Origin of the sequence: Lysinibacillus sp. UBA5994 (genome assembly GCF_002429725.1) — a bacterium.
Lineage (GTDB): Bacteria > Bacillota > Bacilli > Bacillales_A > Planococcaceae > Lysinibacillus > Lysinibacillus capsici.
Map to the genome: position 1 here is coordinate 110779 of NZ_DJAU01000038.1, position 24586 is coordinate 135364.

The 24586-nt window shown below is 37.1% G+C and carries 24 protein-coding genes; 20 read left to right on the plus strand and 4 right to left on the minus strand.

From position 1 onward, the window contains the following. Window positions 1–3: 3 nt before the first annotated feature. From B3D98_RS13040 to B3D98_RS13055, 4 genes are all read left to right on the plus strand, one after another. Complete coding sequence (locus B3D98_RS13040) at window positions 4–867, plus strand: transporter substrate-binding domain-containing protein (protein ID WP_048395478.1); 864 nt, start codon at window positions 4–6, stop codon at window positions 865–867. An 82-nt stretch (window positions 868–949) separates the two neighbouring features. Continuing rightward, window positions 950–1657, plus strand: a complete 708-nt coding sequence (locus B3D98_RS13045; protein ID WP_048395479.1) for an amino acid ABC transporter permease — start codon at window positions 950–952, stop codon at window positions 1655–1657. Window positions 1658–1669: 12 nt separating this feature from the next. Continuing rightward, window positions 1670–2371: an amino acid ABC transporter permease gene (locus B3D98_RS13050; protein WP_004233514.1), complete on the plus strand. Its 702-nt coding sequence runs from the start codon at window positions 1670–1672 to the stop codon at window positions 2369–2371. 13 nt (window positions 2372–2384) lie between these two features. Then, the gene (locus tag B3D98_RS13055) at window positions 2385–3140 is read left to right on the plus strand and encodes an amino acid ABC transporter ATP-binding protein (RefSeq protein WP_048395482.1); all 756 of its coding nucleotides are present in this window, start codon (window positions 2385–2387) and stop codon (window positions 3138–3140) included. A 51-nt stretch (window positions 3141–3191) separates the two neighbouring features. Here B3D98_RS13055 and helD read toward each other — a convergent pair whose 3' ends face one another. Continuing rightward, window positions 3192–5495 (minus strand): RNA polymerase recycling motor HelD, encoded by a 2304-nt coding sequence (gene helD, locus B3D98_RS13060; protein ID WP_259420045.1) that lies wholly within the window; start codon window positions 5493–5495, stop codon window positions 3192–3194. A 437-nt stretch (window positions 5496–5932) separates the two neighbouring features. Between helD and B3D98_RS13065 the strand changes: the two genes are divergently transcribed. Together B3D98_RS13065 and B3D98_RS13070 are read left to right on the plus strand one after the other, a co-directional pair. Then, window positions 5933–6889 (plus strand): AAA family ATPase, encoded by a 957-nt coding sequence (locus tag B3D98_RS13065; RefSeq protein WP_054548519.1) that lies wholly within the window; start codon window positions 5933–5935, stop codon window positions 6887–6889. A 24-nt stretch (window positions 6890–6913) separates the two neighbouring features. Then, the gene (locus B3D98_RS13070) at window positions 6914–7552 is read left to right on the plus strand and encodes an RNA ligase family protein (RefSeq protein WP_054548520.1); all 639 of its coding nucleotides are present in this window, start codon (window positions 6914–6916) and stop codon (window positions 7550–7552) included. Window positions 7553–7737: 185 nt separating this feature from the next. On the opposite strand, the gene B3D98_RS13075 is transcribed toward B3D98_RS13070, so the two are convergent. Continuing rightward, on the minus strand, window positions 7738–8928 hold the full coding sequence (locus B3D98_RS13075; RefSeq protein ID WP_054548521.1) for a coenzyme F420-0:L-glutamate ligase: 1191 nt from the start codon (window positions 8926–8928) through the stop codon (window positions 7738–7740). Window positions 8929–9050: 122 nt separating this feature from the next. Here B3D98_RS13075 and B3D98_RS13080 point away from each other — a divergent pair, with 122 nt between their 5' ends. After that, entirely contained in the window at window positions 9051–9968 is a 918-nt protein-coding gene (locus tag B3D98_RS13080) for a LysR family transcriptional regulator (protein ID WP_048395493.1), read from the plus strand. A 17-nt stretch (window positions 9969–9985) separates the two neighbouring features. On the opposite strand, the gene B3D98_RS13085 is transcribed toward B3D98_RS13080, so the two are convergent. Beyond that, window positions 9986–10867, minus strand: a complete 882-nt coding sequence (locus B3D98_RS13085) for a LysR family transcriptional regulator (RefSeq protein WP_054548523.1) — start codon at window positions 10865–10867, stop codon at window positions 9986–9988. A gap of 113 nt (window positions 10868–10980) precedes the next feature. Between B3D98_RS13085 and B3D98_RS13090 the strand changes: the two genes are divergently transcribed. Beyond that, on the plus strand, window positions 10981–12000 hold the full coding sequence (locus B3D98_RS13090; RefSeq protein ID WP_054548943.1) for a YeiH family protein: 1020 nt from the start codon (window positions 10981–10983) through the stop codon (window positions 11998–12000). Between the two features lie 112 nt (window positions 12001–12112). Here the strand turns inward: B3D98_RS13090 and B3D98_RS13095 are convergent, their stop codons facing one another. Continuing rightward, window positions 12113–12445, minus strand: a complete 333-nt coding sequence (locus B3D98_RS13095) for a heme oxygenase (RefSeq protein ID WP_048395499.1) — start codon at window positions 12443–12445, stop codon at window positions 12113–12115. 219 nt (window positions 12446–12664) lie between these two features. Here B3D98_RS13095 and B3D98_RS13100 point away from each other — a divergent pair, with 219 nt between their 5' ends. The 12 genes from B3D98_RS13100 (at window position 12665) to B3D98_RS13155 (ending at window position 24574) form a co-directional block, all read left to right on the plus strand. Then, window positions 12665–13351, plus strand: a complete 687-nt coding sequence (locus tag B3D98_RS13100) for a response regulator transcription factor (protein WP_048395501.1) — start codon at window positions 12665–12667, stop codon at window positions 13349–13351. Beyond that, window positions 13335–14750 (plus strand): sensor histidine kinase, encoded by a 1416-nt coding sequence (locus B3D98_RS13105; RefSeq protein ID WP_054548944.1) that lies wholly within the window; start codon window positions 13335–13337, stop codon window positions 14748–14750. The genes B3D98_RS13100 and B3D98_RS13105 overlap by 17 nt, the downstream gene beginning before the upstream one ends. 209 nt (window positions 14751–14959) lie before the next feature. Beyond that, complete coding sequence (locus tag B3D98_RS13110) at window positions 14960–15661, plus strand: polyphosphate polymerase domain-containing protein (protein WP_048395505.1); 702 nt, start codon at window positions 14960–14962, stop codon at window positions 15659–15661. A 19-nt stretch (window positions 15662–15680) separates the two neighbouring features. Further along, entirely contained in the window at window positions 15681–16364 is a 684-nt protein-coding gene (locus B3D98_RS13115) for a DUF4956 domain-containing protein (protein WP_004233537.1), read from the plus strand. A gap of 42 nt (window positions 16365–16406) precedes the next feature. Continuing rightward, entirely contained in the window at window positions 16407–18191 is a 1785-nt protein-coding gene (locus B3D98_RS13120) for a CotH kinase family protein (protein WP_054548945.1), read from the plus strand. An 87-nt stretch (window positions 18192–18278) separates the two neighbouring features. Then, on the plus strand, window positions 18279–18881 hold the full coding sequence (locus B3D98_RS13125) for a hypothetical protein (RefSeq protein WP_054548946.1): 603 nt from the start codon (window positions 18279–18281) through the stop codon (window positions 18879–18881). A gap of 403 nt (window positions 18882–19284) precedes the next feature. After that, window positions 19285–20505, plus strand: a complete 1221-nt coding sequence (locus B3D98_RS13130) for an ABC transporter substrate-binding protein (RefSeq protein ID WP_016992165.1) — start codon at window positions 19285–19287, stop codon at window positions 20503–20505. Window positions 20506–20651: 146 nt separating this feature from the next. Next, entirely contained in the window at window positions 20652–21527 is an 876-nt protein-coding gene (locus B3D98_RS13135) for a branched-chain amino acid ABC transporter permease (RefSeq protein ID WP_016992164.1), read from the plus strand. A gap of 12 nt (window positions 21528–21539) precedes the next feature. Next, window positions 21540–22475, plus strand: coding sequence for a branched-chain amino acid ABC transporter permease (locus B3D98_RS13140; protein ID WP_288583444.1), 936 nt, complete (start codon window positions 21540–21542; stop codon window positions 22473–22475). Beyond that, on the plus strand, window positions 22475–23254 hold the full coding sequence (locus tag B3D98_RS13145) for an ABC transporter ATP-binding protein (RefSeq protein WP_048395513.1): 780 nt from the start codon (window positions 22475–22477) through the stop codon (window positions 23252–23254). The genes B3D98_RS13140 and B3D98_RS13145 overlap by 1 nt, the downstream gene beginning before the upstream one ends. Then, a complete protein-coding gene (locus B3D98_RS13150) occupies window positions 23254–23961 on the plus strand; it encodes an ABC transporter ATP-binding protein (RefSeq protein WP_048395515.1) in 708 nt (235 codons plus the stop codon). The genes B3D98_RS13145 and B3D98_RS13150 overlap by 1 nt, the downstream gene beginning before the upstream one ends. 115 nt (window positions 23962–24076) lie before the next feature. Beyond that, on the plus strand, window positions 24077–24574 hold the full coding sequence (locus tag B3D98_RS13155; RefSeq protein WP_288583448.1) for a cupin domain-containing protein: 498 nt from the start codon (window positions 24077–24079) through the stop codon (window positions 24572–24574). The last annotated feature ends 12 nt before the right edge of the window (window positions 24575–24586 follow it).

Here is a 24586-nt window from a genome sequence, read left to right on the forward strand (position 1 = left end):
CATATGAAGAAGAATAAGATTTTTCAATTTGCTGCAATTGGTTTGGCCTCTATAGCATTATTAGCAGGTTGTAATTCAGGAGAGTCTGCAGATAAAGATTCTGGTGATGGTGAAAAGGTACGTACAGTAAAAGTAGCCTACGATCAAGCGTCAAAGCCTATTAGTTACATTGACGATAATGGAAATCCAACTGGTTATGATGTAGAAGTAATGAAATTAGTAGATGAATTGCTACCTGACTATCAATTTGAGTATGTAGGTACAACAAGTGATGATTTATTAATTGGTGTGGAGCAAGGGAAATATCAAGTAGGGGTTAAAAACGCATTCTTTACTCAGGAACGAACAGAGAAATTTATTTTCCCGAAGGAATTCTTAGGTTTAAGTAGCGCAGGTTTAGTTTTGCGTAAAGAGGATGAAGGCGTGAAAACATTAGCGGATTTTGCGAAAAAGGGCTATTCTTTAGCACCGATTGCTGCAAATAATGCTCAATATACAATTATCGATGAGTATAATACGGCAAATCCAGATAATAAAGTAAAACTTGAGGCCGGTGACGCCTTTACTGTCGATGTAGTGCAGTGGGTAAATGAAGGCCGTGTTGATGGTGGTGTCATGATTGAAGGCCCATTTAAACAACAAGTACTTGCAGAAGATGGACCATATTATAACCTAAAAGATGACGTTGTCTATAACGAATTTGCTGTTATAAAAACATGGCCACTGTTCAATAAAAAAGAGCAGGAATTTGCTGACGCTTATGATAAAGCAATAGCACAGGTTAAAGAACAAAAGAAAACAAATGAATTAAGTACAAAATTCTATGGCCGTGATTTATTTGAAGTACTGGAAAACGTAAATCGTTAGTTTAAAACGGAACGAATAGTAAGGCTGTTGAGTCAGTAATGCTCAGCAGTCTTTATTCATAAAAACAAAAGTTGGTGAGGAAATGGATAAATATTTTGACGCAACCTACATTTGGAACGCAATCCCAGTGTTATTGCCATTTTTAAAAATTACGTTCTTAGTTGCAGGGTCCTCCATTATCTTAGGTACCCTATTCGGCTTATTGCTGGCGGCTGCTAAGCTATCTTCAGTCAAGTGGCTAACTAAATTCGCTAATCTGTATACAACGATTATGCGTTGTACACCCTCCATTGTTTTGTTATTTCTTGTCTACTATGGCGTCCCAGCATTAGCGGAAAATGTTGGTCTTAATCTCCATTCAATTGAAACGGCCATATTTGTTGTCGTAACATTCACCTTACAATTCACGGCAATAATGTCTGAGGTGATACGGTCTGCCTACTTAGCCATTCCAAAAGGGCAGTTTGAAGCAGCCGTTAGTGTCGGGCTAACACCATTCCAAGCCTACCGTCGAATTATTTTTCCGCAGGCGCTGGTCGTCGCTTTACCGAACTTTGGCAATGGCATGATCGCTTTATTACAGGAAGGTGCACTTGCTTATACAATTGGTCTAATTGATATTGTAGGTAAGGCAAATCTAATTATTGCAAGTAACATCAATGCTCATGCCTTAGAAATTTATATTGCATTGGCTATTATCTATTGGGTGTTATCTATTATTATAGAGAAAATATTTACTATATTAGAAAAGGTATTTGGCAAGGGTAAGAAGACCCTAGAAACAACTTAAGGAGGCGTGAGGGTGAATTATCAATTTTTACTTGAAACATTTTTCGTAGCTTTGTCTGGTGTTCCTATAGCGCTCCTAGTCACAGTTGTTGCTTTGGTAATAGCTTTGCCACTGGGGTTTTTATTAGCACTAACTAGGATCAATAAAATTCCAGTTATTCATCACCTAGCGAAGATTTATGTTTCTTTTGTTCGAGGAACGCCGATTATTATACAAATTTTTATTATCTATAGCAGTATACCTTTAATGTTAAAAATTATTTTTGAAAAATATCATATTGCGTATGATATTTATAAAATCAATCCAATTTGGTATGCGTTTATTGTATTTGCATTCAGCTCAACAGCCATTTTGATTGAGGTCTTTCGATCGGCGTTAAGTACCATTGAAAAGGGGCAACTAGAGGCTGCACACTCAGTAGGTTTGTCAACATTCCAAGCATATACTCGCATCATCATTCCACAGGCATTAGTAGTGGCATTGCCGAATATTTGCACAGCTACAGTTAATCTTATTAAAGCTACATCGCTAGGCTACGCAATGTCGCTTCCTGAAATTACACTGAAGGCAAAAGTAGCGGCAAACGTTGGCTACAATTATGTAGAGGCCTATTTGGATATCTTTATTGTGTACTTAATTTTATGTAGTACGGTTGAATACTTGTTTAAGCGTTATGAGAAATATTTAAGCAAATACAAAATGGCAAATGTCTAAGGGGTGAATTAGCATGTTAGAAATTAAAAATATTCATAAATCATTTGGTGGCAATGAAATCTTAAAGGGTGTTGATTTAGCCATTGATAAAGGGGACGTTGTTGTTATTTTAGGTCCCAGTGGTTCAGGAAAAACAACATTATTGCGTTGTATCAATTTTTTAGAGAAGGCTGATCAAGGCCATGCGACATTTGGAGATATTCAGGTTGATTTTCAACATGTAAAGAAAAAAGACGTGCACGCAATTCGCCAGCGTGTCGCATTTGTCTTTCAAAACTATAATCTATTCACTAATAAAACAGCATTAGAAAATGTAACGGAAGGATTAATCATTGGACGTAAAATTCCTAAAGCACAGGCTGTGGAAATTGGTAAAAAGGCACTTGATAAAGTAGGTTTATCAGACAAATATGATGCCTATCCAAGTCAGTTGTCAGGAGGTCAACAGCAACGTGTTGGTATTGCACGAGCAGTAGCTTTGAATCCTGATATTATTTTATTTGATGAACCAACGTCCGCACTTGACCCTGAATTGGTAGGTGAGGTTCTACAGGTCATGAAAAATATTGCAGCGGAGGGTACAACAATGCTTGTAGTAACACACGAAATGGGCTTTGCCAAAGATGTTGCCAATCGCGTAATTTTCATGGATGGAGGAGTAGTTGTAGAGGAAGGTAGCCCTCATGATATTTTCGTCAGCCCAAAAGAGGAGCGAACGAAGAAATTTTTAAAACGTGTTATTCCAGAAGACTATACGTTCTATATATAAAACAGCAAGAGAACAGGAGAATCTGTAAATAACAGATTCTCCTGTTACCTATTATTGAAGGAAATACGTTAATTTGTTGATGGAGTAAATGTGAAGCTCATGCATAGCTCTCGTACACGCCGTATAGAAATAGTACCTCTCGCTTTCTCTTGAGTAATTAGCGGCAGATGCATTATAGATGATTACCGCATCAAATTCGATCCCTTTCGCCATGTAAGCTGGAAGTAATAAAATACCCTTCTTAAACTGCTTTGAATTATGGTTGATTAATTGAATATCTACTCGATTGTTTAATTGCTTATAAACGGCAGAGCATTCGGCTGCGGTTTTACAGATGACAGCAATTGTTTCGAATTCAATAGATAAATGGTCGATATTTTGAATAATTTGATCCATTAATTCCAATTCATTTGGCACAATAGTAATCGATGGTTCAGGGCCATTTCGGTTAAATGCTTCTACTTCACTACCATCATTCAATATTTTGGCAGTGAGTTGTATGATTTGCTTTGTCGAACGATAGCTTTTGGTTAATATCATTTTTTCTGCCTGCTCACCATATAATTGAGTGTCGAGTAGAGAAGGATTATTAAAGGTATGTGGATGAATCGTTTGGTGGCCATCACCTAAAATGGTCATACGTGCTTTTGGAAATAACTGCTGTAATACAGTAAGTTGAAATGGCGAATAATCCTGTGCTTCATCTATTAACACATGACGGATCATCCTATTGGTCTGTTGTCCTTCAATTTTGTCCTGTAAATATAAAAATGGTGCAGTATCCTCATAGGCAATCAAACGCTTTGCTAAATTAGGGAGTGTTTGTAGACAAATGTCCTCCCAATTGTCTGGCATAAGGTGTTGTAAATCCCTGTTAATAGAACTATTCAAATCAAAGAGCTGTCGATATGTACCCAACATATGGACAAACTTTAACTTGTTAACAGAGTTACGTAATGGTTTAAAGTGTTTTTTGACAATTTGTCTCGCTAATTTATAGCGTTCTTGATCAAAATCGTCAAATGAGTTTTCAGTATAGCGACCCTCATATAAAAGTTCACTATAAGATTTGGAGTAATCTTCTTTATCTAATAGCTCAGTAGCTTCTTCTACCCATTCCTTTGTACGCTCAGCCTTTTCCAATTTCGTTAGTTGCTGCAATAACCATTCTTTTACTAATTGTAGGCGATCTGGTATCGACATAGTAGAAGGGAAAGAATAGAAGTATTCGGTAATTTCCTGTGCAGTAATAATTCGTTCTCCACGAAAAACGATATTTTTAAATAACAAGCCTTTATCGGATAAATAACTCGCATATTGATCGATTAAATGTTTATAAGCGAGACTCGCTTTAAAAGAAATGATGCTTAATTTTGTTTGATACTGGGCATCATCCTTTTCTGTTAACAGTTCTTCAAGCTGCTCATAAGGATACTCTAATTGAAACTGTTTACCTAATCGTTTTTCAGCATATTCTATAAACGTTAACTGCTGCATATTGTCTTCCCCTAAATCAGGTAAGACAGAATGAACATATTGATTAAAAAGTTGGTTAGGTGTAATTAGCAGAATTTGATCGGCAGTCATTTCATCACGATAACGATAAAGTAGATAAGCTACCCGCTGTAAGGCTACAGCTGTTTTGCCACTACCTGCCACACCTTCAACAATAAGATAGCGTGAATTTACATGGCGAATAATTTTATTTTGCTCTGCTTGGATTGTCGCAACAATACTACGAATATGCTCATTTGCATTTTGCGCAAGGATATCGAGCAGTAGGTCATCACCAATTGTAAGGCCCGTATTAAACATGGATTGTAGTTGACCATTTTTAATAATAAATTGCCGTTTTAACAGCATTTCTCCATGAATTTCTTCACCTAATGTTTCGTAGGATGCATCACCAGGTGTGTAATCATAATACATACTTGATATAGGCGCTCGCCAATCAAAAATGATGATATTTTCATCCTGTTCATCCAATAATGTGGCTACACCAATATAAATTTTTAAAGGGTCTTGTTGACCATCTTGTACAAAGTCAATACGAGCAAAATAGGGTGACTGTTGTAAACGTTCATATACCTTTACATTACGAATTGCACGTTCCTGTGCTAGCTCTGAATCAGATAAAAGCTCTGCCTGCTGCTTAATTGCAAAAAAGGTTTCGTCTACATCCTCAGCGGTATCTAGATTGACTCTCACATCGTTCCAAAAGGATTTCTTTAAGGCAACAGCATTTTCTTTAAAACCTTTTTCTTTATGCTCTAACTCTTTTATTTTATGAACAATAATGTTTAAAGAATCCTCAAGATGATGCTTTTCTTCTAGCCATTCTTTTTGATTTTCCAACGTTTACTCACATTCCTCTCCATAGTTATTTGCTTCCTTTGACAGTAACCCTCACCTCAATAGATGGTGAGAAGAACGTAATTGTGATGCTTTTTTAACTGTTTGTCCAACCACAAATTTGAATATAGTGAAAGTATCCAAATGCACATGATATGGGGGGATTGAAGCAGGAAATTTATCATACATCTACTTCGGAAAGAAGTATAGTCTAGAAATTATTGTAAATTTATGATACAATAAATGTGTAAGGTAATAAGATATTGATAAACAGAGACAGCTCTACAAAAAGGTGGAGCCGTCTTTTTTATATGTAATATTGCTTCATATTATGACTGATTATCATAAATTGTTATTAAAAATAATGGATGAAATGCTATTGAGACACTAAAGAATGTGGCATGCCATACGATAAAGAAACTTGAAGGGAGGTGAAAAGAATGAAGGTAATCTTTACAGTGGGGTTGCCTGGTAGTGGGAAAAGTACATTTGTGAAACAGTTAGCTAAAAATGAAAATGCAATTGTCCTATCAAGCGACGCTATACGTCAGGAGTTATTTGGGGATTCAACAAGGCAAAAATCACGTATAGTCTTTCGTACATTATATGAACGTCTTAATGACTTAGTGGCAAAAGGGTTTTCTGTCATTGTGGATGCAACCAATATTGAACGAGAGCGCAGGATGTTTGCACTTCGCAAAATACCAAGTAATGTGCAGAAGGTATGTTATTACTTTGATACACCTTATTCAATCTGTGTAGCTAGAAACCAGCAAAGGAAAAGACATGTACCATTAATCGTGATGGAAAAAATGAGAAAGCATTTAGAGTTCCCGACAGTAGGAGAAGGGTTTAATGAATTGCATATTATTCATGAATCAAGTCCCTATGATCTTTCTCGACAACAATTTGTTTCACTCATACAAGGTCACCCCACCTATGAAGAGCTTTTTCAAACACTTCAAGCAGTCCCACTTTTCAAAGAAATTTATCAATTCGATCAAGAAAACCCATTCCATCAATTTTTACTATGTCAGCATACGTATTTTGTGTACGCGTACATCAATGAGTACTACTTAGAAAGTGATAAACTAGCTCTACAAATAGCTGCATTGTTTCATGATGTCGGTAAACCAGCTTGTAAAAAATATAAACCTTTGCAACAGCGTTATGGTTATTTTGGGCATGAAAATGTCTCTGCTCAACTGGTTTGCCATTTTCTATTAGAGTTGGGTTTTGAAAAGGAATTTGTATTAAAGGTTGTTCATTTAGTGCAATTTCATATGTTAATCCAGTATGGGGGAGATAGAGGTGGAAGCCAAATTTATCATTTATTAGATGGTGATTTATTAACAAGGCTTTATTTTTTCCGTGAGGCAGATCAATTTGCCAAGTAAACTTTAGGAAAGGAAGGTGAAAATATGACGAAATTAATGAAATACCCAAGAAGTTTTCATTTACCATGGAGCAGGGGTTATACCGATGATGATAAAGTTGCTAGAAATGTGAATCATTTTATTGGAAAGGAGGTTGTTGTCACTGAAAAGTTAGATGGAGAAGGGACAACACTTTACAGAGACTATATGCATGCTAGAAGTATTCATTCAGCCAACCATCCTTCTAGACATTGGGTAAAAACATTTCACGCGAATTTTGCGTATCGGATTCCAAAGGACTGGCGCTTATGTGGTGAAAATGTTTATGCCAAGCATTCTATTTATTATCAAGAATTAACAAGCTATTTCTATTTGTTTAGCATTTGGAATGAAGAAAATATTTGTTTGAGCTGGGATGAAACCGTGGCCTTTGCAGCAGAGTTAGGTATAGAAACAGTGCCCGTTTTATACCGAGGGATTTTTGACGAAGAACAGATAAAACGTACATTCACTGGAAAATCATTCTTTGAAGGGGAACAAGAGGGGTATGTCATTAGAAATACTAGCTCATTCCATTACGAAGATTTCCGCTATAATTTAGGGAAATTTGTGAGACCGCAACATGTTCAAACAAGTGAGCATTGGCTACAAGAAGAAATTATTCCAAATAAATTAAAATCCTAACCAATTAAGAAGAGAAGGGACTGAGCACAATGTAATACTATAGCAAGCATTCAATAATCATCTATTACGAGGTAGGTGCAAGGAGTGCATATCCCTTTCCAATGGGAGTACGGGTTCGATTCCTGTTATCCTCGCCATAAAAAAATGAACTCTCTTTATTAGGACGAGAGTTCATTTTTGTTTGTTTATTTAGTGTAATTATCGAAGTAGCCTTGAATGTAAATCATTGGTGTTCCTTTGTCACCCGAACCAGATGTAAGGTCAGATAGGGAACCGATAAGGTCTGTTAAACGACGCGGTGTTGTTCCTTGTGCAGCCATTTGACCTGTTAAATCTTCATCTTTATTTTGGATGTATTCAGAAATAGCAGCCTTTAGTTCTTCGCCTCGAAGGTCTGCAAAATCATTGTCCGCTAAATATTTTAATTTAACCTCGTTCGGTGTTCCATGTAATCCAGCGGTGAATGCTGGGGATACAACAGGATCTGCAAGCTCCCAAATTTTACCCACAGGATCTTTGAATGCGCCGTCACCATAAATCATAACTTCTACTGTTTTTCCTGTAGCTTCTTTAATTTTTGCTTGGATTCCATCAACAATGGGTTGGCAAGTATGTGGGAATAATTTAACACTATCCTCTGTTGCTTTGTTCGAGCCAAGTAGACCATACTCAGCATTGAAACCAGAGCCATTAATTGATTCAGCTAAAATATTATCAAGGCTGTAAACTTTTTCTGCACCGTTCGCTGTTAGAATACGTTTTGTGCGGAAGCGTGAATGAATATCACACGTTAAGATACTCTTTGTGTAATTTAAAATTGTTTTTGGATTATTTGAGAAGATGACCTCACACGTAGCCCCTTCTGCTTCGATTAACTCTTTATAGTATTCAATATAATCTACACCAGTAAATGTGTGTTTTTTATAGCCAAAATGCTCGCGGAATTCAACCTCATTGAGCGTATCCGTCCATGGGTTAATGCCTTTTACATCGAGCTCATCAATATCTACAAGATGATTACCCACTTCATCAGATGGGTAGCTTAACATTAATACTACCTTTTTTACACCTTTAGCGATGCCTCGTAAACAATTGGCGAAGCGGTTTCGACTTAAGATGGGGAAAATAACACCTACCGTATCATCTCCAAACTTAGCCGCTACATCTATGGCAATATCATCAATTGTAGCGTAGTTTCCTTGTGCACGTGCCACGACAGATTCAGTTACTGTCACAATATCACGATCCTCTATTGTATATCCTTCAATATGTGCAGCATTTAACACTGTATCTACAACAATTTGTTCAATATTATCGCCTTCATTAATAATAGGACCACGAAGACCTCTTACAACTGTACCGATTACACGTTCCAATTTAATCTCTCCTCATTCTATCTAGCGTAAAGTGATATAAAAACCATATGATTTTACTATAAGGCTCGTTAATGATATAAGTAAAATTAATAGTTCATATACTAGCTATAAGAGGTGCTTATATGATAGGGAAATTAGATTTATATCGTGTTTTTAGTGTTGTAGCAAAAAATAATAGCTTTTCTAGTGCGGCAAAAGATTTATATATGACACAGCCAGCTGTAAGTCAGGCAATGATGCAATTAGAAAATGAGCTTGGCACACGTCTTTTTAATCGAACTCCTAAAGGTGTGACATTAACAACAGAGGGTAGCCTACTTTTTGAATATACTAATTCTGCTTTAGGGCTTTTAGATGCTGGTGAAGAAAAGTTACTTGAATTCAAAAATTTAACAACAGGGCAATTAAAAATAGGTGTAGGTGATACGATCTCACGCTTCTTTTTAATGCCTTATTTAGAAGCATTCCATACAATGTATCCGAATATTAAATTGCAAATGCTAAATGGCACAACCTCTGAAATTTGTAATTTTATTAAATCGGGTGAAGTAGATATAGGGTTTTGTAATTTTCCAATTGAAGATTCAACATTACAGTTAACGGTATGTACAGATATTCAGGATATTTTTGTCTGTGGGGAAAAATATAAAACACTTTCATCTAAAAGTTTAAGCTATGAGGACCTTTTAAAATTTCCACTTATCTTTCTAGAGAAAAAATCGAATTCAAGGAAGTATGTGGAAGATTATCTTTTTGCAAGAGGCGTTCACATAGAGCCAGAGTTTGAGCTAGGCTCACATGATTTGGTACTCGAATTTGCGCGTAGTAACCTCGGCATTGCATGTGTAACAAAGGAATTTTCAAAGGACTATCTTCAACGTGGACTTCTTTATGAATTAACTTTAAGGGAAAGTATTCCTACGAGAAGTATTGGTATGTGTTATTTGAAGTCAGTACCTCTTTCTAGAGCAGCAATGAAATTTGTTGAAATCATTGAAAGTAAACATTTTAATACGAGAAGAACCATAAAAAGAGCTTAGCGACGAGAAAAGAATCGCTATGCTTTTTTTATTAAGATATCAATCAGTATGTCGACATTGCGCTTATTTTTCATGGTAGGTGAGCAAAGATAAGAAAATGTTCGCATAAAGTGCTGTCCTTCAAGGCGCAGAATAGTCATATCTCCATTTTTTAATTCACGTTCTATCACACAGGCAGACAATAAAGAAAGACCAAGTCCCTGCATTACACTCTCCTTCACGCCCTGATTACTGCTAATAGTCAAAAGCGAATGAATCTGTAAACCATTTGCTCTGAATAAATGATCCAGATAATAACGTGTTCCAGAGCCTTCTTCACGCGCAACCCAGCTTTGCTGCTGGAGTTTATCAGCAGTCAGAGGTTGTTGCTTTGTAAGAGGATGTTTACTGTCGCTAACAATAAATAACTCATCTTGCATAAATGGCTTAATGACTAGTTCATTATCATGAGCCTGTCCTTCAATTAGACCTATATCGACTTGCAGTAATTTTGTATATTGAATGATTTCTTTTGTATTGCCAATAATAATTTGAAGTTCAAGTTGTGGGAATTGTTGCTGTAAGCTTGCAATAATTGGAGGTAATATATATTCGCCAATTGTAAAGCTTGCCCCAATGACTAGCGTACCTTGTACCTCTTGATGATAGGCAGCGATATCTTCTTTTGCAGCTTCAGCTATCGCCATGATTTGCTTTGCTCGTTTATAAAGAATTTCACCAGTTGGTGTAATTTGCACCGATTTTGGGGAGCGAATAAATAAGGTTGTTTGTAATTCTTGCTCTAGATTCTTAATGTGTAAGCTAACACTTGGTTGTGAAATATGAAGTATTTCAGAGGTCTTTGTAAAATTATTGACCTCAACCAGTGTGATAAATGTTTTTAAAGCATCCAATTGCATATCTTCACCCCTATTATTAGAAATATTAATAATAATAATTATATATATGTATTTTACTAATAGTGCACTCTTTATTAAAGTAATAATCAACAAGGGAGAAAGAAGTGAACATCATGGTTAATAGACAGCATAAATTAAAATCTACTCTTAATCCAAATTTCTTGAAGGGGATATTGTTAACGCTTCTTATTGCTTTAGTAGCGAAATATATTGCCACATTTCCTTTCCTTTCAATATTGGGACAGTTGGTTATTGCCATTATATTAGGGATGACCTGGCGAGCAACATTTAAAGTACAAGATTCTTGGCAAGTAGGTATTTCATTTTCCAGCAAGAAGCTATTACGCTTTGGTATTATTTTATTGGGTATGCGCTTAAATTTGGCAGATATTTATCATGCGGGTGCTAACGTTTTTTTAATTGCAGTCATTAATCTGCTATTTGCCTTAATTGTTGTGTACGGCCTAACAAAAATATTTAAAGTCGATCAAAAGCTAGGGATATTAACGGCTTGCGGGACTGCCATTTGCGGAGCTGCTGCAGTAGTGGCAATTGCACCTCAAATTAAAGCAAATGAAAAGGAAACGGCGGTAGGGGCAGCGATTGTTGCGTTATTGGGGACTATTTTTACACTTATTTATACGGTACTTTATTCCATCATCGATTTAACACCTACTGCGTATGGGATTTTCGCAGGGGGGACATTACATGAAATTGCGCATGTAATTGCAGCTGCATCTGCTGGTGGAAATGAAGCAATTGATATAGCCGTCATCGTGAAATTAACACGAGTGGCCCTACTCGTACCTGTAGCAATTGTTATTGGTATTTTCTATCGAAGAATGGACAAAAGTGAAGAGAAAAAAGCCTTTTCTTTATCCATCATACCGTGGTTTATTTTAGGATTTTTAGCGATGAGTGCTATCAACTCTTTAGGGATTATACCGGCGAATGTATCGCAAGCATTAGTTGATACTGCTTATATCTTAATTGCGATGGCAATGGCTGGTCTAGGGCTAAATGTTGAAATGAAAACATTTAAGGAGCTAGGTGTAAAGGCATTTATTGCAGGTTTAATTGGCTCGGTCTGTCTATCCGTGCTGGGCTATATACTAGTCATTCTTTTATATTGATTTAATCAATGTTTCTTATACCAAGAAAAAAGACCCTGCATGATCGTTCAACCATGCAGGGCTTTTTAGATAGAATCAGAAGATAATGTATAAGTAATTTAATCGTCGTTTATTAATTTAAGGCTTCAATAGAAGAAGCTAATTCCGCCACCACTATTTTGCTGCCGATAATTGGACTGTCAGCCTTTTCTCCCTCAGAGCCCGAATTTGGGCGTTGATGGGCTGCAGCAAATGCATCGCTATTACGCCATGCTTGGAAATGCTCCTTAGATTCCCAATACATATTAACACTCATTTCATCATAAGTAGGATCATCAGTTGAAATTAATACCTCTACTTTATGAAAGCCTTCAAACTGTTGCAGAGGACCTGGCTTTGTAAAATTTGGTGCCATTCTCGCAGCAAAACCGGGTTTTACTTGAATACGATTAGTTACAATAATCATGCTTTTACCCCCCTTAATTTCATTTACTAGGTTTTTGAATGAATTATCATTGATTATCATTCGCACTCAATGATAAGTGGCTGAGGAAGACATTGTCAATAGATGTCCTCTATATAATCTGTGCTAGTAGTTTATGGGTAATGGATAGGCTGACATTTAACTGACATAATCCAGTGCTATAATGAATATAAGAGTGAACTAGTAGCGAGGTGATTGACTTTGGCAAACATTCTAGTAATAGAGGACGAATATCCAATAAGCCAGGTTTTAAAGGTATATTTACAAAAAGTGGGTTATAGTGTGACACAATGTTTTAATGGTGGTCAAGCCTTGGTCATGTTTCGTGAAACAAAGCCAGATCTAGTGTTGCTAGATATTATGTTACCAGAAAAAAATGGTTGGTCCATTTTAAAAGAAATAAGAGAACGAAGTACTTGCCCAGTTATCATGTTAACAGCATTAGGTGAGGTTAATTACCGTCTAGAGGGGTTTGATCATGGGGCAGATGATTATATTGCCAAGCCTTTTATCGCAGATGAAGTTGTTGCAAGAGTGAGGGCTGTTTTAAGACGTGCTGTAGGTAGTTCTGATTCAGCTACTAGTAAGCAGTATGGGTCTCTAGTGATTGATTGTAAAGCGCATAAAGTGCTTTTGGGTGGAGAAGAGATTGTATTAACGCCAAGAGATTTATCAGTGCTCATGTTTTTAGCTGACCACCCTAATCAAACATTTACCCGGGATCAGCTTATAGATCAAGTTTGGGGATGGGAGTATGAGGGTAGTGATCGTGCTGTAGATTTAGCTATAAAGAGGCTAAGGAAGGCTTTAAAAGAATGGGATGAAGCGGAAGGAGAAATAAAGACACTACGTGGATTGGGGTATCAGCTAAGTGTTCAAAAAAAATAAGCGAATATCCTTACTTCAATATTGGACGAGCCGATATTTACTGACACTTTTTATAGGCTTAGCTATTATATCTTTAATCTCAGCAGCGTGGATTCGACATACAACATTTGAAAATCGATTAGAATTAATGGAGTTTTTAGCAGACGAAACGGTCTATCGTTTAACGGATACAACAAATCCTAATAATGGACCTATAAATGGTATTCCAGGTTTCATAGGGGATCGTCAGCGTTTTAATATGAAAGAGATCGATCCGATTTTGTATGTTGTAGATACAGAGGGAAATATACTGACTAGCAACCGTCCTGTACCACCTGGTAGTGCTAAAAATGTTGCTGGCTTGTTAGATGGAAAAGAAGGTACTAAGGAAATAAAGGATGGACTTGAACCTGAATATGTAGTGAAAAGAAAGATAGAAAATAATCATGAGTTATTGGGCTGGGCCCTGGTGATGGAGAAGAAGGAGAATTTAACAAGAGTTAACCAAGCATATGGACAGCTTGCCATATTAATTGGAGCATTAGCATTATTAGGCTGGATCGCTATTTACTTTCTGTCAAAGCGTTTGGCCTATCCCATTAAACAAGTAGCTGAGGCTGCCAAGCATGTACAGGAAGGCAATTATGCAATTGATTTGCCTCAATATAGTAAGGAAAAGGAAATCTATGAGCTTGTTTCCTCCTTTAAAAATATGGCAAATAAATTAGAACAGCTGGAGAAAACTCGAACGGAATTACTAGCAGGTGTCACCCATGAATTGAAAACACCTGTCACCTCTATAAGTGGTTTATTACAGGCTGTAAGAGATGGTGTTGTAACGGGACAGGATGCTATGGAATTCATTGAAATGGCTATGGTCGAAACGACAAAAATGAAAACAATGGTTGGTGACTTACTTGCCTTTAACCATTTTGCTGTCGATGCTGTTCCTGTGCAGATAGAGTCAGTAGATGTTAATCAGCTACTGCGAGAGGCGGTGGCACAGTGGGAAGTCATGCAGGAAGATGAACATGTAAAAGTTCATTTACATTTGTTGGAAAAACCTGTGCTTGTACAGATAGATATTGTTCGTATCCAACAGATCATTACAAACCTATTAACCAATGCTAAACAGGCGATGGACAAAGGAACAATAACCTTGAGGTTGATAGATCATGGCGAGGCTCTGTCAGTGATGGTGAAGGATACAGGACATGGAATCCCTCTAGAGGATCAGTCATTTATTTTTGAGCGCTTTTATAGAGGGGGAAATAAAAAATATACTGTTCGTGGCTTGGGTTTAGGATTACCACTTAGTAAAATGATGGCCCAATCTGTTGGGGGCGATTTGCGATTAATTGAAAGCAATCCCTCTGGAACACATTTTGAATTAGTATTGCAAAAGGCTACTACGCTATAAGAGCGTAGTAGCCTTCTTAGTGTTGGTTTAATCCGTCTCCCAGAAATCTGCTTTGTTTTGTAAAAGAGAGTTGAAGAATTTGTAAAGCTGACATCTGCCTGACACAAAAGCCCTTTATAGTAAACGATGTAGACGGGAAATGAACAAAGGGACGAGCAGCATTAAATGTTAGTCAGTCTGACACTAATACAAGTAGGGAGAGTGATGAAATGCCAATAGTTACTTCATTTAATCCAAATGGTCGCCAAGAAATAAAGCAAGCGATCTCTTATCCAGATTATGCATTATTAAAAGCCAAGCTTCAGCATGTTATGCAGCGTGATCATCATGCTGGCTTAGACGGTAAATATTTAATTCGTAGTACGTACTTCGATAATTTTGCCAATAAAGTGTTAAATGAGAAAAAAGAAGGCTTTATTAATCGAGATAAATATCGAGTACGCATATACGGCAAGTCTAATAATGTTATTAATCTTGAGCGGAAGAGTAAGCGTAACAATGTGACCTTTAAAACAAAATGTTCAATATCTCAAGCTGAGTATGAAAAACTACGTATTGGCGAGATAGCCTGGATGAAGAATGATGACCGAGCGCTAATTCTAGATTTATATCATGAGATGAATTACAACCAGTTGCGACCTACTACGGTAGTGGATTACGAGAGAGAAGCCTATATCTATCCGTTTGGCAATGTGCGTGTGACATTTGATAGTAAGGTGCAATCGAGTCTACGCAACACGGATATGTTTAATAAAAACTTGCCTATGGTCGATGTGCTGGAGCCTAATCTTGTTATTTTAGAGGTAAAGTACGATGAATATCTACCAGACATCATCAAATATTTACTACAGTCAGTGGATACTCGTGCTGAGGCCTATTCAAAATATCAACTTAGTCGTATGTACGGCTAATAATAAAGGAGAATGAACAATGGATACAATTAAATTTAGTGATATTTTTAAATCTAACTTTTTAGAAAAAACAACCTCGTTTTCATTAATCGATTCAATTATTGGTTTAGTAGTAGCGTTTTTTATTGGGCTTTTCATTTATGCTGTTTATAAGAAGACCTTTAATGGAGTCATTTACTCACATTCATTCAATATCTCACTACTTATAATGACAATGGCAACAGCACTAGTGATTATGGGAATCAGTTCAAATGTTCTGCTGTCACTTGGTATGGTTGGTGCTTTATCTATTGTACGTTTCCGTACACCTATTAAGGATCCCATGGATTTAGTCTATATTTTCTGGGCAATTGTTTCAGGTATTTTATGTGGTGCTGGCTTTATTCCTTTAGTGATTATTGGTGCTATTTTAATCGGACTTGTATTGCTAATATTCGTTAATAAAATAACGGTAGAAAATCCGTATTTACTAATTGTAAAGTTTGAAGAGGAATTGGCTAATGCTGAAATTGAGAGAATTATTGCTGCGCAAACAAAAAAATTCGCTCTCAAATCGAAATCCATTATGCAACAGAATGAAATCGAAACAACTTATGAAATTCGTGTAAAACAAAATGATGCAAAATTGATGGATGAACTAACAAAGGTAGCTGGTGTAAAATCAGCCATTATGCTGAGCTATGATGGGAATTTCACAGCGTAATGACCTCATTAACAAATAGAACTACGATGAGAGGTGACGGCTATGATTAAAACACGAATTGTCTATCTATGCATGGTGATTTTACTCCTTCTCTTTGTCGTGATATATGCTGTACTTCCGAATGTAGGCATTGAAACGAAAAATTCTGAGTTCTCCTATGAGAATATAGTATTTAATAAAAATAAAGTAACAACAGTTGATATTGAAATTGCTGAGGAAGATTGGGCTGACATGCTCGAAAATGCTTCTGCTGAAGAATTAAAACAAGCAGATATTACAGTAAACGGCAAGAAAGTTGAGAATGTTGCTATTCGTACAAAGGGCAATCTATCACTACGATCGGTTGTCAATAGTGACTCAGATCGCTATAGCTTAAAAATCGATTTTGATTATTATGATGATACACAAAGCTTGTATGGCTTAAAAAAATTAAATTTAAACAATAATTATAGTGACTCTACATTAATGAGAGAGTATATCTCCTATGAACTGATGGAGCAAATGGGTTTACCAACACCAGCACACTCCTATATGTATGTCACAGTGAATGGTGAGGAGCGGGGTTTGTTCTTAGGGGTAGAAGCTGTGGATGAGACATTCCTGGCTAATAATTACGGCTCTAATGATGGTTTTTTATTTAAGCCAGATGGGACAGGCAGCGATTTAAAATATATTAGCGACGATATCGAAGACTATACAGGTATCGGATTAAAAACAAATGAAGGTACTATTAATCAATCCAAATTAGTTGAAATGCTAGACGCAATTAATAATGGTGGAGACATAGAAAAGTATATCGATGTGGATGAAATGTTACGTTATTTTGCCGTCAACACAGCACTTGTGAATTTAGATAGTTATCAAGGGAATATGAAACATAACTATTATTTATATGAACAGAACGGTGTGTTTTCTATTATTCCTTGGGATTACAACATGTCCTTTGGTGGCTTTGGGGCTGGAGGCGGTAGAATAGCAGGAGGAAACGGTGAAAATCAAGCTGACGTTACTACTAATATGGAAAAACCAGTGGCACAAAACAATGGACAACCCGATCAAACTGGCGATGGGGGTATGCAGCAACAACGAGGTGGCGGCGTTGACATGGGAATGGGCATGTCGGGCAATCTAATAAATGATAGTGCTATTAATTTTAGTGTGACAACACCTGTTTCTGGCACAACATTAGAGGAGCGGCCACTCTTGAAGGCATTGCTTTCGAATGATGAATATCGTGACAAGTATGAAGGTTATTTAGAAGAACTAGCGACAACTTATTTAACAGAAGAGTATGTGCAATCCATTACTAAAAAATTAGCTGTCTTATTAACTACTTATGTGGAGGCGGATCCAACCAAATTCTCTACTACGGAGCAGTTTTTAGAAGCAGTTGAAGGTGAAAATAGCTTGCCGGAATTTGCCAAACAGCGCTCAGAATCTATATTAAAGCAACTGTCTGGGGAGCTTGTTGTGGAAGCATCTACGTCTTCTCAGGGCAATATGGGTATGCCAATACCAAGTGAAAATGGTGAAATGGATTGGATGCCAGATGATTTTGATCCAAGTCAGCTACCAGAGGACTTTGATCCATCAAAGAGCCCACCTTTTAATAGAGAGGGCGAGGGTCCGAGAAATGGACAAAATGGAGAACAAATGCAACCTCCTGATGGAAATGGAGCCCCAATGGGAATGCCTGGTGCGAATAGTGAAGCTGCGAATCACGAGCCTGTTATTGATAAAAATACAATGTTTACAGCCATTACATGCCTGGTGCTACTCCTTCTTGCACTTCTCTTTGTTGTTAAATTTAAACGTAGAGGTCGTTAGAAAATAACCATATCCAATATCTTTGGGTATGGTTTTTGCTTTTTATCGTGTTAAAATAAAGCATTCTTTTCTGAGGAGTCCTTTCATATGAATGAACAGCAATTTGATAAACATTTGCATATAAACACGGTGGGAGAGCAATATGGCTTTCCTAAGCTTGCACACTATCATCGTTATGAACCAACACCCTACAGAGGATTGGAGCAATTATTCGCTGCGTATCAGATGCCTGACAATCCAGTATTTATTGATATGGGGTGCGGGAAAGGGCGAGTTCCTATTTATGTGCACCATAAGTTCCATATACCAACCATTGGGATAGAAATGGATGCAGGGTTTTATACGGAGGCTGAAGAAAATAAACGTAGTTATCTTCAAAAAATGAGAGCACATGCCCCTATTAAGTTTATTCATACAATAGCCGAATCATATGAAATAAAGTCACGTGATAATGTGTTTTTCTTTTTTAATCCTTTTTCAATCCATATTTTTCGCACAGTCATTCACAATATTTGGAAATCCTATGAGCAGCGAATGCGAGATATTCATATAATTTTATATTATCCGCCTTACGATTATTTACAATTTTTACATCATGGAACACCATTTGAGTTGCTTCATGAAGTGCATTTAGAAAATGAAACAAATATTAATGAGCGCCTTTGTGTCTTTGAATTAAAAAAAGCTTAGAGTATGGGGAAACCCACTCTAAGCTTTTTCCTGTTAGCAGTACAGATATAAGCAATTAGTTATTCGTTTTCTTTTGATTATTTTCAGGGAAATAATTGTAATAGAGGAAGAGGTTCTATAAATTAAGCAGACTTTATGTTGAAAAAACAATTTCATCTGATAGTTTTGTACTAGTCTATAGTTTGAATTAAAAGATAATTCATAAATAACTAATTATACTGAAAAATCACTCTAGACTAAATATAAAGAATGTTTTACAATGAAAAAGGCTTATATGAATAATATTTTCTTTTGTTTTTAGATAGTTATAAATAATTATTTTGGCTATTGAGTAAATGAATTTAATTGTTTATAATTATCAGAAATATCTAATATTTGAGAAATTTTCAGGGGGAATTTAATTATGAGAGAGAGCAAAAAGCTTAAGAAGTTCGGTTCACTTTTAGTAGCATCTTCATTACTTGCTGGTGTTCTTGCTGGTTGCGGTAACGGAGACGATTCAAGTTCTGGCGGAGGCTCATCATCAGGCGGAGGTTCATCTGATGGCGATACAATTAAAATCGGTGCCAACTTAGAGCTTTCAGGGAATGTAGCATCTTATGGTTCCTCTATTGGGCTAGGTGCAGAACTGGCTGTAAAAGAAATTAATGATGCTGGCGGTATTGATGGTAAGAAAATTGAACTGATTAAAGTAGATAATAAATCAGAGAACTCTGAAGCAACTTCAGCTGCTATTAAACTAGCAACGCAGGATAAAGTAGTAGCAATGCTAGCACCTGCAACTTCAGGTAATACAGTAGCTACTGTTCAAATTGCAAATGATAATAAAATTCCTATTGTTACGGGTTCTGGTACAGCACCGAATATCACGGTAAATGAGGATGGCAGTGTTAATGAATATGCTTTCCGTACATGCTTTATTGACCCATTCCAGGGGATTGTAGCAGCTAATTTTGCTTCAGGTGAGCTAGATGCGAAAAATGTAGCTATTTTTGCAGATAATGCATCAGACTATGCAAAAGGTTTAGCAAAATCCTTTAAAGAAACGATTACGAAGAGTGGCGGAAAAGTTGTAAAAGAAGAAGCTTATGTAGCGAAGGATACAGATTTCCGTACACAATTAACAAATATTAAAGCGGCAAATCCTGACTTTATCTTTATCCCTGGATATTATGAAGAAGTAGGTTTGATTGTTAAACAAGCACGCGAAATGGGCATTGATGTACCTCTGATGGGTGCTGATGGTTGGGATTCTCCAACTTTAATTGAATTAGCTGGCGCGGATGCATTGAATAACACATTCATCACAAACCACTATTCTGCTGAAGACCCAGATCAAAAAATTCAAGATTTCGTAAAGGCATTTAAAGCGGCAAATGGTGACAAAGCGCCTGACGCATTCAACGCACTTGGTTATGACACAATTTACTACATTGCTGATGCAATTAAACGTGCAGGCTCTACAGATGGGGAAGCAATTAAAAATGAATTAGCTGCAACAAAAGATCTTTCTTTAGTAACAGGTACTTTCTCAGTTGACGAAAATCATAACCCAATTAAAACAGCAACAGTTCTTGAATTTAAAGACGGTAAACAAGTGTTCAACTCTAAAGTTAATCCTTAATGTTTTGTAAGCAAGGGGGAGGCGGGTAAACACGCCTTCCTTTTTTGTGTGTTAGATAACTAGAATCGTAGAGCAAAACATAACTTTTAGTATCGATCTATGTACTTATTTTTCAATTTTCAGAAAATTTAAAGGAGTGAATGCGCATGGAATGGATACAGCAACTTGTGAACGGTATTTCACTTGGAAGTATCTACGCGTTAATAGCGTTAGGGTATACGATGGTATACGGTATTATCAAGCTGATTAACTTTGCTCATGGTGATGTCTTCATGATTGGGTCATTTATTGGCTTTTACGCTATTGCTAAATGGGAGCTTGGTTTCTTCCCAGCATTATTATTGGCGATGTTAGTTTGTGCAATTTTTGGTGTATTAATTGAACGTATTGCCTATAAACGTTTACGAAATGCGACACGTATCGCAGCTTTAATTACAGCGATAGGTGTATCGCTATTAATTGAATATACAACAATTTTCTTCAGAGGTGCACAACCAGCAGCATATCCTGAAGTTTTCAAAAATAAATCATTAGATATTTTTGGCGTTCAAATCAGCAGTACTTCCATCTTAATTTTATCAGTCGCAGTTGTACTGATGATTCTTTTACAATTCATCGTACATAAAACAAAAATCGGTAAAGCGATGCGTGCCGTTTCCCACGATGCAGATGCAGCTCGCTTAATGGGTATTAACGTTGACAATACAATCTCTGCAACGTTTGCGATTGGTTCAGCTTTAGCTGGTGCAGCAGGTGTTATCTTTGGGGTTTATTATACAAAAATTGACCCGTTAATGGGGGTTATTCCTGGGGTTAAAGCATTTATCGCAGCTGTTCTTGGTGGTATTGGTATCATCCCAGGCGCTATGGTTGGTGGTATGTTACTAGGTGTTGTAGAGTCCTTAGTAAGTGCACTTGGCTTCTCGTTATGGCGTGATGCTGCGGCATTCGTTATTTTAATTTTAATCTTAATCTTCAGACCATCGGGTATCTTTGGTAAAAACGCCCGTGAGAAAGTGTAGGTGAGCGGTTTTATGAAAAAGTCTAAAGTTTTCTGGGGCTATGCCGTAATAGCGCTAGTCATCTATGCAGTTGTACAATTGTTGATTACAACAGAAGTAATTGATTTGTACTATAAAAATATGTTGATCACAATGTGTATTAACATCATGTTGGCTGTCAGCTTGCATATTGTTATTGGTGTTACTGGACAGTTTTCAATTGGGCATGCTGGGTTCCTTGCAGTTGGAGCATATGTATCCGCAATTATTACAACAAAGTTAATGTTACCATTCCCATTGGCCATCATATTAGGGGCTGCTGCAGCAGCAGTTGCTGGTTTAATCGTAGGGATTCCAACGCTTCGTTTAAAAGGGGATTACTTAGCGATTGCTACACTTGGATTTGCAGAGATCATTCGTATTATCTTTTTAAATACGGATTATGTTGGTGGCGCAGCAGGGATGCAGGTTAAATATTTATCGAACTGGACATACGCATTCTTTGGCGTAGTGTTAACGATTCTAGTTATCTCAAACTTTACAAATTCTCGTCATGGGCGTGCTTGTATTTCCATTCGAGAAGATGAAATAGCAGCAGATGCGATGGGTATTAACACAACTTACTATAAAGTTGTTGCATTTGCGATTGGGTCTTTCTTCGCAGGTCTAGCAGGAGCCATTTTTGCACATAACTTTTACATTATTCAACCGACAACATTCGGTTTCTTAAAATCATTTGATATTTTAATTTACGTTGTACTTGGTGGTTTAGGAAGTCTTTCTGGTTCAGTGATTGCTGCGATTTTCCTAACAGTCGTGTCTACTTATCTAGCAAACTTCCCAGAAACGCGTATGATTATTTACAGTTTAGTATTAATTATCGTGATGCTTTATCGTCCAACAGGCTTAATGGGAACGAAAGAGATAACACAATTATTTAAGTTTGGTAAAAAGGGAGGTACGAAATAATGACTGGAAACCTTCTTATCAATGTTGAAAATATGGGTATTCAATTCGGTGGTTTAAAGGCAGTACAGGGTGTTAATATGTACCTTAACCAAGGCGAGTTGGTAGGACTTATTGGGCCAAACGGAGCTGGGAAAACAACTAGCTTTAATATGTTAACAGGGGTATATACACCTACGGAAGGTACAATTACTTTTAATGGTCTGAAATTGAATGGACTTGCACCCTATCAGGTTACACAGAAAGGGATCAGCCGTACGTTCCAAAATATTCGATTATTTAAAGAGCTATCTGTTCTTGACAATGTAAAGGTAGCCAATCATTCACTTGCAAAGCATTCTATGTGGGCTTCTATTTTTCGTTTACCTACGCATTTCAAAGGAGAGGCCGAAATGGAGCAACAGTCCATTGAGTTCTTAAAAATCTTTGGCTTAGATGTCTATAAAGATGAGCTAGCTAAGAATTTGCCATACGGGATGCAACGTCGTTTAGAGATTGCTCGTGCGTTAGCAGCAAATCCCAAACTGCTTCTATTGGATGAACCAGCAGCAGGGATGAACCCACAAGAAACTCACGATTTAATGGAGCTAATTGCATTTATTCGTAAAGAGTTCGGCTTAACAATATTGCTGATTGAGCATGATATGAGCTTAGTTATGGGTATTTGTGAGCGCATTTACGTACTTGATCACGGACAATTAATCGCTGACGGGACACCAGAAGAAATTCGCAACAATCCAAAGGTAATAGAAGCGTACCTTGGTGAGGAGGTTATCGGCTAATGCTAAAAGTACAAAATATCGATGTTTTTTATGGCAACATCCAAGCATTAAAGGGCCTCTCTTTAGAAGTAAACGAGGGTGAAATTGTAACTTTAATCGGTGCAAATGGTGCTGGAAAAAGTACGCTCTTAAAGACATTGTCAGGTTTATTAAAGCCAAAAGGTGGCATTATTGAATACGAAGGCTTTTCGATAGCTGGGAAAGCGGCACAGACTATTGTTAAATCAGGGATTTCTCACGTTCCAGAAGGACGCCGTGTTTTTGCCAATATGTCAGTTGAGGAAAACTTAGAGCTTGGTGCGTATCTGCGTAATGATAAAGCAGGTATTAAGAAAGATATGGATCATGTTTTCGAGTTATTTCCACGATTATTAGAGCGCCGAAAACAGCAGTCAGGTACATTGTCTGGTGGGGAACAGCAGATGCTGGCGATGGGGCGCGCCTTAATGGCAAAACCAAAACTGTTATTAATGGATGAACCTTCGATGGGTCTTGCACCGTTGATGGTGAAAAATATCTTCAATATTATTGAGCAGGTTAATAAAGAAGGAACAACCGTATTACTTGTAGAGCAAAATGCTAATATGGCATTATCTGTCGCTAACCGTGCATATGTACTTGAAACAGGGCGTATTGTTTTATCTGGTTCAGCAAAAGAGCTACAAGAGAGCGAGCAAGTAAAGGCAGCTTATTTAGGCGGGTTATAAAAATGGTAGGACATCTCATGTTGAGATGTCCTTTTCGGCTTATATGTTGAAAGAAAATCAGAGGTAGCATTTCCACTTTACTTTTTGGTAAGGTTGAAAAAAGGAGTGATGCTTTTTGAAGTATTCAGCACAATATTTTATTGAACATTTAAAGTTAGCCGAACATCCTGAAGGGGGCTATTACATTTCATCGTTTCGTGCATCGGACGATATAGCAGTGAGAGATGTACAGAGACCGATTTATACTAGTATATATTTCCTTCTGCGCTCACAGGATATTTCACATTTACATCGTCTACAATCGGACGAGCTATGGTATTATCACGCAGGAAGCCCACTAACAGTTCATATGATTTTCCCAGATGGGACATATGAAGCGAAGAAGCTTGGCTTGAATATAGAAGCGGGGGAAGTCCCTCAGCTTGCAGTACCAAAGCATACAATTTTCGGCTCGTCGGTGGAGGAATCTGAGACGTTTAGTTTAGTCGGATGTATGGTGGCGCCAGGCTTTGACTTTGAGGACTTTGAATTGTTCACACAAGAAGAGCTTTTAGCAGATTATCCTCAGCACAAGGAAATTATTTATAAAATGGCCTACAAAACAATTGAATAGAAAAACAGCCGT